Genomic DNA, 13,533 nt, shown 5'->3' on the forward strand with positions numbered 1-13,533 from the left:
CTATAATTTGTAGGGTGCGCACTGCGCACCTTACTACCGCTACCGGTAATGGCTAGATATAGAAACTATAATTTGTAGGGTGCGCACTGCGCACCTTACCGCTTGTTCCTCAGTCGCAATCCGGCGGACATCGTTTGTTTGGCGTGCGAATGACCTTCGCCGTATAGTATTAATTAATTGACTCACAAACCTAAATTGATGTAATCCAAACCCAATAACTCCTCTATCTTATGGATTGTAACATCGCGGAGAGCTTCTTTCACTCCCGCAACCCTGCGAGCCCGCAAAGAAAACAAAATTCCCGAATACGGCAAATCTTTTACAGCTAAAGCAAAATCTTTCTGTACTTCAATATGTTCGTGCTGTCGGTAAACCGCCTCGATTTCTTGAACTAACAATTCATATTTATCCTTAACTTTTTGATACAAGTCAATCCATTCAGGAAAATAAGCTAAAAACTCTTCTCCTTCATTAGTCAAAACAATTTCGATCATGCGGCGCGTAGAAAACCCTTCGCGAAGGTGGGAAATCGCCACATATTGCGGAGACTTAACCTTAACTCGGTTGAAATTAGCATCGCAAATAATATACCCTTCCGAATCCATCGGATCTAAATGTTGAGCCGCTTCGACAACTTCTTTCCAGCTAGTTAAAGGATAGGATGCTACCAACTCCCAGCCGTATTTATTTGCCCACATACTGGGGTCTGTTTCTAGCAGAGTTTGAGTGTTGCGAACTCCGTGCAGCACGATTTGATTGTTTTTTTGCTGCACAACTATTCTATTGTAAGGCGTCATCAACTCAAAGATAAAACACCGATCTGTTTCTTCCGGCAATTGATAGCCCAATTCTTGCCAGACTTTCCAAAAAAGTTCGGCAAAGCTGAATCCAAAACCGTTAACTTCGCCCGCTGCGTCGGGAGTGCCGCTAGATTGCACTCTCCATTCTCCTTGGTAAAAATACAGTACAGTCAGAGAACCGTCTAGTTTTTCGTAAACTTTTGCATGACTCCAATCAATTGCAGCGGCGTGGCCTTCCCCGTAGTTGAAAAATTTGTCGTAGGGATAAGAAACAATCTGCCAATCTTGGGATGAGTCTAAAATAATGCCCCGACACTGCTGGACTATTTTTTCTCCCAGCGGGGATTCTATCTGCGAGTATTTCAGACAGACTAAATCGGGATATTGGCGGTGGCGGGTAACTTTGATATGATAAGTTTCGCACAAAGTTTCTAATCCGTGCTGGCGTAAATACTCTTGCAGTTCCACGTTTGACTCCTAAATTACTCGCCTTCTCTATTTTATCGGAAATTGTATATTTCCGTGCATTTGTAAAGAAAATTTAAACTTGCTTTTTTCCTGAATGCCTGTTGTGGCTTTTGTATTTTGGAGTTGTGTTGTAAATTAAGTGAACACGGTTCAGTGCAAAACTAGACTGTTTCGACATTGAGGACAAAAATAGTGAAGAATAAATTATTACTTTTGGCAACTTCTGCTTGTGTATTGAGTGCTTTGGTACCTGTCTCGCGAGTTTTTGGTGCGGGCGCATTGCCGCAGATTTTGGCGGAAACCAAGCCTGTTGCTCGAGCTGATGCTGCTGTGCCGATAAGTGAAATTTTGCCAAAGTTGAAAGGTAAAACGCAAGTACCTATTTTTATCCCCAGCTTGGTTCCTGTTTCGCAGAAACTTTACTATCAAACCCAAAGTAAACCCGACAGCTATACTGTTTCTATGGAGTTTACAGCAGATTGCAAAGGTACGGGTGCTTGCACTCTTGGAGAAATTAGAGGTCAAAAAGGTGGTGACTTTTCTACTAAAATGGAAGGCGTAACTAAGACGTTAAAAACTGTTCAACTTGCGGGCGGAGTGAAAGGAAATTTTCACAACGGTTGCGGGGCTTATTGCACGGCGAATCTTGAGTGGAAAACTCAGGGTTTTATGTATACTGTAGCCATTAGAAATGGAGCGGAAGCAGATTTAGTTAAGATTGCAAATTCTGCGATTCAAGCTGGGAAACGTTAAGTTTTGCAGTCTTGGACGCACACATTCTATTTGTAGGGTGCGCAGTGCGCACCTTAGCGCTATAAGTAGCGCGTCAAAAGACTATTTGAGTAAGTCATCCCCTTTCCAAAGCTGGGGAAGCAAGAGAGAATGGTTGTGATGTCTACAGGGAGATCGGGATGAGGGGAAGAGGACTATTTTGGGCGATTTTTGCTGGTGTGGTTACTGCTTTTACGATCGCACTTTTGACACCCAACTCGGCGTTAGCAAGGCCAGAAGTGTCTGTTACAGAAATTCGCTGGTTTAATTATACCTCCAAAGATGGCTGGCAATCCATCCAATTTATTGTGCCCGATCGCCATACTGCACAATCTACCAACAGCCGCAAGCTGCGCCTCTACGATGTTCATATTGCCAAGATGTTTGAGATTTCGCGTTTTTTGTGCGATCGCGATCGCACTTCTGAAGGCTACAATTGGTCTTACCAAGCCGACAATGGCAACATCGACATGGGAAGCTTCAAAATTAGCTGCGAAAGCGCCCGTTTCACCGCCACAACCTACGGATTAGGCAAACCCGAAAATACAGTCATTCGCCGCAACTTCAATCAAAAAGACGGCCGCCCTTCTCTTGCCGTTGCCAAATATTCAATTCCCACTCTGAACGTTGCTAAAAATAGAGTTTTACAGTGGAGAGATTTTGTCCAAAAAATTCCCACGATTCCCAACAAGTCAGGTGCCAATCAAGCTAAAAGTCGTTTTCCTGTAAGTAACATCTTTGCACAAATCAAAGGCAAGACGCGAGTACCTGTTTTCCTCCCCAATATACTGCCTTTTTCTGACACTCAGCAACTAGATTTTGATGTACAAGCGGGCTCCCACGGTTACATTGTTGGAATGTATTTAGGCAAAGGATGTCGCGGGGGAGCCTGTACTTTCGGCACAATTGAAGCGAAAAGAGATGAACCGATTTCGCCTCCTTCGCAATTGCCGAGAGATACTTACAGAAGTATTGAATTAGCAGGCGGAATGAAGGGAACTTATTTCCAGACTTGCGGTAATTATTGCATTGCTTCTGTGGAGTGGCAAAGGCAGGGAGTTTTGTACCGAGTAAGTCTCAAAAACGGACGGCAGTCAGATGTTGTCCAGATAGTAAATTCTGCACTTCAAGCAGGACAACGTTAATACTATTTGCGATTTTGTATTAGGTACGTTGTTGCGATGAAAGCGCTCTTGTCTATGTGAAAGAGCGCTTTCATCGCAACAACGTACCTTAAAACGTACCTTAATAATCTACATTTGTTTCGCGATCGACACGACATAAAAAGTAACGGGCTACATCACGAGCATTTTTCATGGTTTTATGACTTTAGTAATTTGATAAATTAACTTTTGATGGTACTCTATTAGCCCGGTTCAGAAGTTCGATCGCAATTACATCGCCCTTTTCCCCTCCTGTCTATATTTCTCTCTCCAAATCCCGCCACCTTTGAGCTAACTCTGCCGCCGGCTTCTACCGCGTTCATCCGCATTAACTCTAGGAAAATCATACATCCTCGGCTGCCTTTGGCTCGAAATGCCGATCGGCTCAAGCCACCCAAGCCAACGCAAAATTGGAAACACCCTCAAAGCTGGCTGCTACCGCCGGTCAATATCTGGTATTACTATTTTATCGCCCGAATTGTCCCAACCAGCAATTAAAGTCCCCACCTGCGGTACGCTAGATCAGGTGAATATACTGGCTCATTTCAAGCTATCTGCGATCGATCTTATGTCCCCAACCACATCTGCCCCTTCCCGAACCGTCCGCATCGGTTCCCGCAAAAGCCAACTCGCCCTCGTTCAAACCCACTGGGTGCAAGCAGAATTACAGAAACGCTTCCCGCAACACACTTTTGAAGTCCACACCATGTCTACTCAAGGAGACATAATTCTTGATGTCGCCCTCGCTAAAATTGGCGATAAAGGACTTTTCACCAAAGAATTAGAAACGGGAATGCTGAACAATGAAACGGACTTTGCCGTGCATTCCCTCAAAGATTTGCCTACCAATTTGCCCGAAGGTTTAATTTTAGGATGCGTCACCGAACGCGAAAATCCCGCTGACGCCCTCGTAGTTCACTCCAAGCACAAAGACAAGCAACTAGACACCCTCCCCGAAGGTTCCGTAATCGGCACTTCTTCCCTGCGCCGGCTGGCTCAACTGCGCCACCATTTCCCTCATTTTGTATTCAAAGATATTCGCGGCAATCTCAATACTCGACTCGCTAAATTAGATGATGGCGGTTACGACGCGATTATTCTAGCAGTCGCCGGATTGGAAAGATTGGGAATGGGCGATCGCATCCACCAAGTTATCGATCCTGAAATCTCGCTTCACGCCGTCGGACAAGGTGCTTTAGGCATCGAATGCCGCGCCGGAGATCCAGAAATCCTGGCAGTGATTAAAGCTCTCGAACACTCGGAAACCGCCCAAAGATGTTATGCCGAACGCGCATTTCTGCGGGAATTAGAAGGTGGCTGTCAAGTCCCCATCGGCGTCAATACCAAAATAGAAAACGGTCAATTAACCTTAACCGGCATGGTATCGAGTCTCGACGGCCAGCGATTTGTCAAAGATACTGTTTCCGGCGCAGCCGAGACTGCTGAAATGCTGGGAATAGACCTCGCTCACCGCCTGCGCGCCCAGGGAGCGAGTGTTATTTTAGAGGAAATCTTTGTCGAAGTTCAACGCGGTTCATAAATGCGATCGGCATCTGTTTTTCACGGCTTTGAGACGCGATTTATCGCATTTGGTAAAATAAAAATAACTGGCGGTTCGCTTTTGTTTTGACAGGTACAATAGCAGTCTGATTGTAGATTTTAGATGGTGATTTTAAATAAAATTGCCAAATTCACAAATATCTGACTAATTTAGGATGCTCCGCAGGATGTTGAGAAACCTGGTTTATGGATAGATACCTTGCTGTAATACCAATTTTTTATGAGGCCCCGTAGAATCTGATCCCCCCAGCCCCCTTAAAAAGGGGGAGCAAGAATTCAAAGTCCCCCTTTTTAAGGGGGATTTAGGGGGATCCGGATATGTGCAACTTCACATTAAATTGCTGTAAAGCCCAGGATTTTTCGTAGCAACTGGGTTTCTTTGCATCAGCCCTATCATTGTCAATATACAATCCAAAATCTCCAATCAAACATCGACAATAAATCAACAACCTATTTCAGGGAAATGCAAAATATGAGCGCTCAGGAAACTCAATTAAAGCTAGAATTGGCAAAAGTTCAGCAACTTTATCGCAAAATGCAGGCAGATCGGAAAGCTTTGCAGCAGCAATTGAAAGAGTTTAAAACTCAGACAGGAAACTTTTCCGATGTCGTCGAGCAAGTCTTGCCTTCCGTAGTTTCAGTTTACGTGATGGATTGGGATACAGGAGAAGAAATTTCTTCCGGGAGCGGCTTTTTTGTATCTCCTGACGTAATTGTCACTAACTATCACGTTATCGAAGATATTGCCGATGAAGATTACTTCTACGAGGAAGATGAAGTCGAACAGGTTTTAGTGGAAACTTACGACGGAAAGTTGAGAATGGCAGAGGTGGTATTTACAGGTAATGCGGAAGAGGATTTAGCATTGCTGTTGATTACTGGTTTTATCATCGATCCGGCAACAGGGGAACAAGTGGAGTCTCCCGAAGAATATCCTCCCCTAGAATTGTCTTTTGATGTCAAAGTGGGCGATCGGGTAATTGCTGTGGGCAATCCTATGGGACAGTTTGCTGCAACTGTAACTCAAGGTATTATTAGTGCAATTCGCGAACCGGAAGAGTATGAGGTGGGCGAGGATGATGAGGATGAGATTGCCGAGGTGAAGGTGTTGCAAACGGATGCGGCGATTAATCCGGGAAATTCGGGCGGCCCGTTGATTAATATGGCCGGTCAAGTTGTTGGGGTGAACACGTGGGGATTGGAAGATGCTGATACTATTAATTTGGCGATCGCCTCCGTTGCATTGGATGACTTCTTGGCTGGATTTGAAGAAACTTTTGAGGGTGAACCTGATGAGGAATAGTCGCTAGTTGTCGGTAATCTGTGATTCGGGCGATCGCACTTTTTGTGAAAAGATGTGAAAAGGGCGATCGGCTCAAACGACGGTTCAAGCAAATAGTAGGTTTTCTGCGATCGTCTTAGGTTTTGGGAGAGATTTACCGTATCCCTGATATTCTTCAACTAAAAGATCTAATACTTTAATCGTACATAGCGATCGCCCTTCTCCCAAAAAAGCGATCGCCCTCCCATACATTCACAGCGATCGCCATTCCACACAAAAAAGCCGTCCTTCTAGCGATGAGTATTGGATATTTATTATGCAGCCTCGCTTAAAGTTCTGACACTCAAAACCTCATTAGACATCAACGGTTCAATTTGCGACTCAGCTAAGGTAATTACAGCTATAGTTTCACCTAAAGCATTAAAAACTTCAAGACTGTAGCCATCCTCATCGGGGTGGGGATGATGCTCAACAATAGTAGCAATATCTCCTCGACAGAGTTTGTACTTGGGTACATCTACTCGTAATGCTACTCTTTTAAACAAAGGAAATTTCATTTTATACCTCCTTATTGGGATATAGGGTGATAAACTTGGTTTTTTGCGAGGGAAACTCAGTCATCCAAATAGTTACTACTGGCAGACCTCTTCCGTTAGGGCCAGTTAATGTGCCACGAATTTCATACTTATTACCATAGCGCGTTTGTTCGGTTGGTGTTGCATCCCGAGGCAAAATTTGTTCTCTTAAGTCTTGTTCTAGTTGTTGCCAGTTATCTTGGGTGTAATTGGCTCGTGCAAGAAATAAAGATTTATCATCTTCTACTAAGAACTTGAGCAAATACTGAGTTATTTTTGCTTCAGCAATAATGGTATTATTAGGTAGTTTCATTAACTTAATTTTGTAATATTAGTACAAGCGATTTAAAATTATATCTTATTTAAAGAGCGATCGCCCTTCCCATCCAGAAAGGCGATCGCTCTTTTTTTGAAAGCGGATGAAAAGATCGATCGCGAATTAGAAGGGTAAAGGAATCGGAACAGGAACGCGATTACGAATTTCTTGTTGAACTCGTTGCTTAACTTCGTTTTTAAGGACGTTAGCAGCAATACTAGCAAATCCACTGTCTCCCGTAGCAGCTACATCAAATAAACATCCCTCTAGGCGATCGCTCGGTACTTCTGCTTTGCGACAAGCTTCTTCAGCCATTTGTACAGCTTGAGGAGCCAGCATTCGCAAGACAACAAAACCATTAGGAAAGGCATGATTTGTGAAACTATCTGTATTTTTTCCTGGGGGATAATCAAACAGAGATTCACTTGTGGAAATCCGCCAACTATCGCCAAATTGCTTGTGAATTGACTCTAAAAATAGTTCGGTAGCTTTGTCTAGTTGGATGGGAACGTACTGACTGACATTAAAGTTGTTTAATACTGACCGAGCAATGTTCATCGCTTCTTTATTTTCTGCAATAACACGACCATCTCGACTCATAAAGTCGTCTGAGGGGTTGCCGTTGAAGTTGCCGAGTAAACCTTCAAGTTGACCGCGATCTCTATCAGTTACAGCCGGGGTGATTTCCAGCATTGTAGAGCCTTTTCCTTCACCCCGAATGTGAAACATGGCTTGTTTGCCTGTAGGCCATTGAACCACCCAATCTAAATTACCTGTGCGGGTAATGCTACCGCCTCCGGGTAGGTTTTGTGTTCCTTGTAAGTCAACTGGTTTGCCGTCAATACGGAGGGGAATACTGGTTTGGTCATCGGGGAAACCATCGGCGTAAAGTGCGACTCTGGTATTACCGACTTTGATGGCGGCTGCGGTGTTAATGGCAGCAGTGTTAATGGCTTTGTAGGGGGCTTCTCGTACCTGAATTTCAAATTGCCGATTTTTCGATCGGGTGAGGACAAATTCGCCGATTGCGTGGTGATCGTACCTTTGTCCATCAAAGGTTGTGAGGTGTGGATCGCCCCAAGATGAGGCATTGACATAACGAATACCACTAGACAATGCCGCCATTTTAGCAGCATCATCTATAGGATTTTGCCTCTCTGACGGTTGTGGATTTGGCTGCGGTGGATTTTCTGCTGCATCAGCTTTGGAATTTGAAATAGTATCAAAAAGAGCAGCTAAGATAGGTGCAAAGAACGCAGCGAACCACTTAGGACTGTTATTGTTAATATCTTTAATCCAACCACTACCTTGTTCTAGTGTGTTTAGAGGAGCTTCTACCTCATTCAGCGCTCGATTACCCGATTGATTTTCTTTTCTTTGATTTTGCCTTGGGTCGCGCCCTTGCTGATTTTTTCGGTGTGGATTATGACCTTCAGTATATTGATCCACTCCTTGTGGGGCTTGTACTTTATTTGGATTTTGATTTGCTGGTGTCTGAGATTGCTTAGTGTTTATTTCAGTTATGTCTGTTAGCACCGTCTTATCAGTTACCAAAACCTTAAGACCGTCGCTTATTGTCTTTGTAACCCATCGAACTAATGGAATCCCCTGTGCTAATAAATAAAATTGATTTGTTGGTGATAGGCTAGGCACTTTAATTAATTGGTCACCTAGTTGCCTATATGTCTTGATGTTATTCGTATAATTTGCGTTTGCCAGTTCTAGTCCAAATTGATTAATTGTTTGCGTATATTGTTGTTTTTCATTGTTTTTGGTAGCTATTTTTATAAGGTTAAACATCGTGAAATAAATCGACTCTCCAGTTGCCTTATTTAAAATTTTGCCCCACATTGCTTGATTATCTGTACTTGGCAATATTTCAAAATTAAGATTTTCATAATCGGTTGTTAGTGATTTTTCTTGGGGTACATGAGTAGCTGAACTAGCTCGAAATTGATTGATATTACAATCTTTCTGACAGAGAGAAGAGACATATTCATTCCCGTTGTCATTAACCTGTATAAAATTTAAAGAAAACGGCTTACTGTCAGAGGGAGAGGCGTAGATCATAAATGCCCAGAGTCCAGTAAAAAGGTAGTTTTTGGATTGCGCTTGATTGGGCTGGGGAATACTGGGATTATCAAAATCAGGACGCACCGGCTGATTCGGCCCCGGATCTTGAGGAAACGGCGGCGCCTGCGGATTACTCCTAGACGGCACACTCGGTGCATCATCAAACTCCCCCGGAGCTCGCTGCACTAACCAATCCGAAATATTCCTTTCCACAGCAGGCGGAGTCGCCGCCACCACCCGATCGCCCGATCGAGCTAAATTCACCGTACAAACCGTCGAATTAAAACTAAAAACCGTACAAAGTGCCACCGACAAAGCCCGATTGACAAACGTACCCGGAGCCAACAAACCACCCATTAAAACCGCAAAAAAACTCACAATACCCAGAGCAATAAGACGAATCTGACGCATGATTTACCTCACTAAATAATCAAATGACTACTGAACAATAGTTACTATAGTGCCTAGCTTTACCTGAGAAAATAATTCCTCCGCATCCTGGCTATACATCCGCAAACAACCGTGAGAAATAGCCTGTCCCACGGTCTGTGGCTGGTTGGTGCTGTGAAAGCCATACCAAATTCGACCTTCAGCAGAAAACCCAATCCAGTAGCGGCCTAGTGGATTAGCCGGATTGTCGGCCGGAACAATTTGACCCGTCAATGGGTTCATCCAAATAGGGTCGCGTACCATCTGAACAACGCTAAAAGTTCCCGTCGGAGTTTCCCATCCAGAACGACCAATACCTAGAGGGTATTTCTTAACTTCAACTACACCCCGGTACACTGTGACTTGGCGACGGCTGAGACTGACCTCTAGGCGAGTTTTCTGATTAACTGGCGGTTGCAATTCAAGAGACTGGCGATTGCTAACCTGCGCCAACACAATAGGCTGATAGCTAACAATTAAGCCTGTAGCTGCTGTCCACAAAACTCCCCAACTAGAGAGTGACGTGAAAATCTTAAACATCTTGTACATCAGCACTACCAACCACCACAAATCAATTGAGAATTAGCAGCAAGGCGAGGCCAAGGCGCTTGCCGTTCCATTGTGAAGGGAATTGTCACTGTACTGTGACCTGGCTTGCCGTCCGAAAAGGCAATTTGACCTTTGATTTTGAAACCGCGATCGACAATATCAGCCGTTAATTTTCCATTACCAAATCGTAAAGGAATGCTGCTAGTAATTTGCTCTCCTAAGCGCTGTCCTTTACCTAAACCACTGCCATTTTGATGAAAATTAGAAATTGACAGGTTATCTCCATCCTCAGTAATTTTTACCATTGCAGTGTAAGGCGGCCCTCCCGAAAAAAATCCCGATTCAGGGTTATATCCAAAATCTGTAGCTGAACTAAATTTCCAGTTGCCAGTCACAGGACAAGTAACCCTTGCATTAGATGTTGAGCGCGCTGGAGCGTTTGAATTTGGAGCGGGATTATCAAACTCAGGGCGAATAATATTAGGCCCTGGATTTTCAGGATACGGCGGTGCTTGTCCGTTGCCAGCAAAAGGCAACGTACTTGCTACTGTAACAAAAATAAAAATTCCCCAATTAATAAATCGAAATCGAATCAGACCCATAACTTACCTCACATATTGAGCTGTTAACATTACCGAAACAAGTCCAGAACCTTCAAGTAAATCAGAAGTGCGATCGCTCTCAATAAAAGCGATCGTCCTCACGCCCTAAAACGGCAAAATCCTCCGAATACCCCGTTGAATCACATCTTTAACAATATTTTTACCAAAATCTGAAAACCAACCCTTAGCTTCCCCAGGTTCTACCTTTTCCGCATCGACATTAGCTGGTGGCTTCTCATCTATTTTAAAAGCAGATTTTTCCATCCCCACCTGCGACATCATCCCCACAAAAGTATTAATCGGAATCGCCGAATTAAACCCAGTTTTCAACTCTTCTTGCCTTTCCCCCGCCTCATTTCTTACCGTACCAACCGTATCCCCTTGTCCGTGAATTCCAATCACTCGCCCGCTAACATCAAACACCGGTCCGCCGCTCATTCCCCGCCGCGTCACCGCGTCATAACGCATCGTATATCCTTGATCGTTACTCGATCGGGTATTGATAACTTGTCCGTTCGTAAACGCATATTCTCGTTCTGTTCCACCGCCAGCCGGTAAAGGATATCCCGAAATATAAACCCCAGATCCAATCGTTGCTTCATCGGAATTGCTAATCGGTGCAACGGAATATTCTTCGTTACTTTCAAAGATCACAACTGCTAAATCCGGCCCGCTCTCATTATTCCGAAAACCCTTGACATCCGTCACTTTATGCTCTTTTTCCTTAGAAGTCCGAATCATAAATTCAGTATTGGGGTTTTTCACGACATGATATGCTGTTAGCACTGTATAAGTCTTACCTTTTTTAGCAATAATTACTCCCGAACCGCTATCCCCCGGACTCAGAACATTATTGATTTGCACTGTAGTTGGTACTGCTATTTGAGCGACTTCTTTGGCAGTTTTTGCCAGGACGGGCTGGCTAATCATAATTGTTGCTACTGTTGCGGTTCCTGCTACAATGGCGGGAACATAATTAAACCGAGAAACTCCGAAATTCATAAATAACTCCGTTGATAATCTGAAACAAAATGTCAAATAACTTGCTCTAAAACTGTTAATCTTTGTCAGCGCCATTTTTTTGATGGCTGATTCATTCTTCCACAACCCGCCAGGGGTTTAAACCCCTGGCGGACTGTCGGGCTGTCGGTTTTCGAGCTGTCGGACTATACCTTTCTATAGCTTTGCGAGAATGAATCAACCCCTTAATAAGAGGAGCTTTGAGAAACTCGCGCATAACGCAAATAGGTACTAATCGGAATTCCCCAACTAGAATTAACCATGACTTCCAACATTGCTCCCGATGGTTCAGTTCCATCCTCAAAGGCATAAATTCCAAAATCAGGATCGCCGTTCTTCATCCGACCATTAATCCCAATTAAAAGCCCCCGATCGTTAAAAATTGGCCCGCCGCTCATCCCCACTGCAATATCATTTGTGTATCCCAAACGATATCCTTGAGCTAGGGATTTTGGCGGCAGGACCGATACAGCACCTTGGGTAAATTTAAATGCCCGAATTCCTTGCTCGAAAGTAGTAGTTAAACTGCGGCCCCGATACATCGGAAATCCGGCGGCAAATACGGGTTCTCCTACTGTTAGTAAATCGGTGCTAATTTGGGCGACTTGATAGATTGTGGAACTGCGAAATTGAACGATCGCCAAATCCGCATTTCCCAACTGTCTCGGAGCACCCAGCAGCCGATACCGCTCACCGTCGGGGGCGATCGCGGTATGCTGCTGGCTGAAACCGACAACGTGCCAATTTGTCAGCACCGTGTAGACTTGACCCTGCCGCTGGACGATCGCCCCGGAACCCGAAGCATCAGGCGTTAAAATACGTACCGCCGTTAACTTTGCCAACCTTTCAACACCGGCACTTTGAGCATCAGTAACGGGAGAATTTGCGCTAACTGGTTGGGCTATAACGCTGCAACTAGCTGGAAAAATACTCAGCACAACCGCACAAACTCCCGTCAGTCCCAGTCTTCGCAAATTCATCACCTTAAAGCTCCCGCGATCCGGCACCAGTGCTCGGTTGGGCGGGGGCTACTCGCGGTTGCCCTGATGCGGGTTTTGGCGCAGCTACGGGCGCGATCGTACTTCCCTCGTCCCCCAACCTGCCGCTGACATCAATGAACGGAATACTGTCCTTGCTTTCAGACAGAGAAGGCGCACCCGCTTGTCCCTCCCGCCAAGACAAAAGATTATTCAGTGTTTTCACTGCATCTTGATTCGGTTTCAGTGTAAATATCAATCCTTGGCAGCGGCCATTTACTTGGCTGGCAGTGCAAACCACTCGCTGTCCGTTCATTAGCCCTACAGTGATGAACTTAAGCTCTTTGTTACTGCGGAAAGTTTCCAGGCGACTGCTCACCTCGCGACAACGAGTCGCAGGATCGTAGCCAGCACCGGAGAAATCATTAGAAACCCACCGAATCCAAGGTTCTCGATTTCCCTGTGCGTTTTGATACATCGTGATCGGCACACCGCTTGAATTGTCGCACCAAAAACCGCGCTGTCCCGGTGCCGGTTGACTTTGAGCGGGTTTAGCGCTTAAAGATACGCTGCTGAGGGCGATCGCGATCGCCCCTACTGTCAAAGCAGTCATTGATTGCCATTTGCTCATGATTATTAACTTCTCTCAAAAAACTAATTATTTGCCAATACACAACAAGCCTGAAAAGTGACAAATGCGATCGCACCGATCGCCCTTGCCATTTCCCCAGCCCCGCGAAACTCACATCCGTCACAGACTAGGTTTTATGTCACCTATATTCAGTTGATTCAAACTTTAATGCTGTCAGCCCTCACAGCCGTACAGCCCAGATGCACTTTTAGGGTTGAAAAACCGTAAAATGATATTTTACATCATTCTCTTCTATCGATCAATACCTCAATGCAAAATTTTTATTAGCGATCGCCCTCGGTTGAAAAACCCCATTT

Annotated in this window: 16 protein-coding genes; 5 read left to right on the forward strand and 11 right to left on the reverse strand. The window is 44.6% G+C overall.

Annotated features, from left to right (window positions below):
- Positions 1 to 182: 182 nt before the first annotated feature.
- Positions 183 to 1,268 (reverse strand): T4 RnlA family RNA ligase, encoded by a 1,086-nt coding sequence (locus tag JGK39_RS15915; protein WP_293246616.1) that lies wholly within the window; start codon positions 1,266 to 1,268, stop codon positions 183 to 185.
- A 192-nt stretch (positions 1,269 to 1,460) separates the two neighbouring features.
- Here JGK39_RS15915 and JGK39_RS15920 point away from each other — a divergent pair, with 192 nt between their 5' ends.
- Complete coding sequence (locus JGK39_RS15920; protein WP_293246613.1) at positions 1,461 to 2,021, forward strand: hypothetical protein; 561 nt, start codon at positions 1,461 to 1,463, stop codon at positions 2,019 to 2,021.
- A 158-nt stretch (positions 2,022 to 2,179) separates the two neighbouring features.
- Entirely contained in the window at positions 2,180 to 3,184 is a 1,005-nt protein-coding gene (locus JGK39_RS15925) for a hypothetical protein (protein ID WP_293246610.1), read from the forward strand.
- 221 nt (positions 3,185 to 3,405) lie between these two features.
- On the opposite strand, the gene JGK39_RS15930 is transcribed toward JGK39_RS15925, so the two are convergent.
- Entirely contained in the window at positions 3,406 to 3,549 is a 144-nt protein-coding gene (locus JGK39_RS15930; RefSeq protein ID WP_293296802.1) for a hypothetical protein, read from the reverse strand.
- A gap of 221 nt (positions 3,550 to 3,770) precedes the next feature.
- Between JGK39_RS15930 and hemC the strand changes: the two genes are divergently transcribed.
- A complete protein-coding gene (hemC, locus tag JGK39_RS15935; protein ID WP_293246715.1) occupies positions 3,771 to 4,742 on the forward strand; it encodes a hydroxymethylbilane synthase in 972 nt (323 codons plus the stop codon).
- A gap of 492 nt (positions 4,743 to 5,234) precedes the next feature.
- On the forward strand, positions 5,235 to 6,065 hold the full coding sequence (locus tag JGK39_RS15940) for a S1C family serine protease (protein WP_293216977.1): 831 nt from the start codon (positions 5,235 to 5,237) through the stop codon (positions 6,063 to 6,065).
- A gap of 84 nt (positions 6,066 to 6,149) precedes the next feature.
- Here the strand turns inward: JGK39_RS15940 and JGK39_RS15945 are convergent, their stop codons facing one another.
- The 9 genes from JGK39_RS15945 to JGK39_RS15985 form a co-directional block, all read right to left on the reverse strand.
- The gene (locus tag JGK39_RS15945; protein ID WP_293296804.1) at positions 6,150 to 6,296 is read right to left on the reverse strand and encodes a hypothetical protein; all 147 of its coding nucleotides are present in this window, start codon (positions 6,294 to 6,296) and stop codon (positions 6,150 to 6,152) included.
- A 62-nt stretch (positions 6,297 to 6,358) separates the two neighbouring features.
- Entirely contained in the window at positions 6,359 to 6,601 is a 243-nt protein-coding gene (locus JGK39_RS15950) for a DUF4926 domain-containing protein (RefSeq protein ID WP_293296805.1), read from the reverse strand.
- 1 nt (position 6,602) lies between these two features.
- Positions 6,603 to 6,932, reverse strand: coding sequence for a DUF6883 domain-containing protein (locus JGK39_RS15955; protein ID WP_293296807.1), 330 nt, complete (start codon positions 6,930 to 6,932; stop codon positions 6,603 to 6,605).
- Positions 6,933 to 7,058: 126 nt separating this feature from the next.
- The gene (locus JGK39_RS15960; protein WP_293296809.1) at positions 7,059 to 9,419 is read right to left on the reverse strand and encodes a VWD domain-containing protein; all 2,361 of its coding nucleotides are present in this window, start codon (positions 9,417 to 9,419) and stop codon (positions 7,059 to 7,061) included.
- A 27-nt stretch (positions 9,420 to 9,446) separates the two neighbouring features.
- Positions 9,447 to 9,986: a L,D-transpeptidase gene (locus tag JGK39_RS15965; RefSeq protein WP_293308629.1), complete on the reverse strand. Its 540-nt coding sequence runs from the start codon at positions 9,984 to 9,986 to the stop codon at positions 9,447 to 9,449.
- A 5-nt stretch (positions 9,987 to 9,991) separates the two neighbouring features.
- Positions 9,992 to 10,588: a hypothetical protein gene (locus tag JGK39_RS15970; protein WP_293296812.1), complete on the reverse strand. Its 597-nt coding sequence runs from the start codon at positions 10,586 to 10,588 to the stop codon at positions 9,992 to 9,994.
- 105 nt (positions 10,589 to 10,693) lie between these two features.
- Positions 10,694 to 11,590 carry a serine protease gene (locus tag JGK39_RS15975; protein WP_293296815.1) on the reverse strand — a complete coding sequence of 299 codons (897 nt, stop codon included), beginning with the start codon at positions 11,588 to 11,590 and terminating at the stop codon, positions 10,694 to 10,696.
- Between the two features lie 203 nt (positions 11,591 to 11,793).
- Positions 11,794 to 12,588 (reverse strand): serine protease, encoded by a 795-nt coding sequence (locus JGK39_RS15980; RefSeq protein WP_293296816.1) that lies wholly within the window; start codon positions 12,586 to 12,588, stop codon positions 11,794 to 11,796.
- 4 nt (positions 12,589 to 12,592) lie between these two features.
- The gene (locus tag JGK39_RS15985) at positions 12,593 to 13,216 is read right to left on the reverse strand and encodes a COP23 domain-containing protein (protein ID WP_293296818.1); all 624 of its coding nucleotides are present in this window, start codon (positions 13,214 to 13,216) and stop codon (positions 12,593 to 12,595) included.
- 57 nt (positions 13,217 to 13,273) lie between these two features.
- Here JGK39_RS15985 and JGK39_RS15990 point away from each other — a divergent pair, with 57 nt between their 5' ends.
- Positions 13,274 to 13,444, forward strand: a complete 171-nt coding sequence (locus JGK39_RS15990) for a hypothetical protein (RefSeq protein WP_293296820.1) — start codon at positions 13,274 to 13,276, stop codon at positions 13,442 to 13,444.
- Positions 13,445 to 13,533: the final 89 nt, after the last annotated feature.

It is taken from the genome of Microcoleus sp. PH2017_12_PCY_D_A (assembly GCF_020738565.1).
Taxonomy (GTDB): Bacteria; Cyanobacteriota; Cyanobacteriia; order Cyanobacteriales; family Microcoleaceae; genus Microcoleus.

What these genes read in the sequence shown, in the direction of transcription:
- JGK39_RS15925 (WP_293246610.1), top strand. Translation starts at nt 2,180, where the DNA reads ATGAGGGGAAGAGGACTATTTTGGGCGATTTTTGCTGGTGTGGTTACT.
- JGK39_RS15945 (WP_293296804.1), bottom strand. Translation starts at nt 6,296, where the DNA reads ATGTATGGGAGGGCGATCGCTTTTTTGGGAGAAGGGCGATCGCTATGT.
- JGK39_RS15950 (WP_293296805.1), bottom strand. Translation starts at nt 6,601, where the DNA reads ATGAAATTTCCTTTGTTTAAAAGAGTAGCATTACGAGTAGATGTACCC.
- hemC (WP_293246715.1), top strand. Translation starts at nt 3,771, where the DNA reads ATGTCCCCAACCACATCTGCCCCTTCCCGAACCGTCCGCATCGGTTCC.
- JGK39_RS15985 (WP_293296818.1), bottom strand. Translation starts at nt 13,216, where the DNA reads ATGAGCAAATGGCAATCAATGACTGCTTTGACAGTAGGGGCGATCGCG.
- JGK39_RS15980 (WP_293296816.1), bottom strand. Translation starts at nt 12,588, where the DNA reads ATGAATTTGCGAAGACTGGGACTGACGGGAGTTTGTGCGGTTGTGCTG.
- JGK39_RS15955 (WP_293296807.1), bottom strand. Translation starts at nt 6,932, where the DNA reads ATGAAACTACCTAATAATACCATTATTGCTGAAGCAAAAATAACTCAG.
- JGK39_RS15940 (WP_293216977.1), top strand. Translation starts at nt 5,235, where the DNA reads ATGAGCGCTCAGGAAACTCAATTAAAGCTAGAATTGGCAAAAGTTCAG.
- JGK39_RS15960 (WP_293296809.1), bottom strand. Translation starts at nt 9,419, where the DNA reads ATGCGTCAGATTCGTCTTATTGCTCTGGGTATTGTGAGTTTTTTTGCG.
- JGK39_RS15975 (WP_293296815.1), bottom strand. Translation starts at nt 11,590, where the DNA reads ATGAATTTCGGAGTTTCTCGGTTTAATTATGTTCCCGCCATTGTAGCA.
- JGK39_RS15970 (WP_293296812.1), bottom strand. Translation starts at nt 10,588, where the DNA reads ATGGGTCTGATTCGATTTCGATTTATTAATTGGGGAATTTTTATTTTT.
- JGK39_RS15930 (WP_293296802.1), bottom strand. Translation starts at nt 3,549, where the DNA reads ATGATTTTCCTAGAGTTAATGCGGATGAACGCGGTAGAAGCCGGCGGC.
- JGK39_RS15965 (WP_293308629.1), bottom strand. Translation starts at nt 9,986, where the DNA reads ATGTACAAGATGTTTAAGATTTTCACGTCACTCTCTAGTTGGGGAGTT.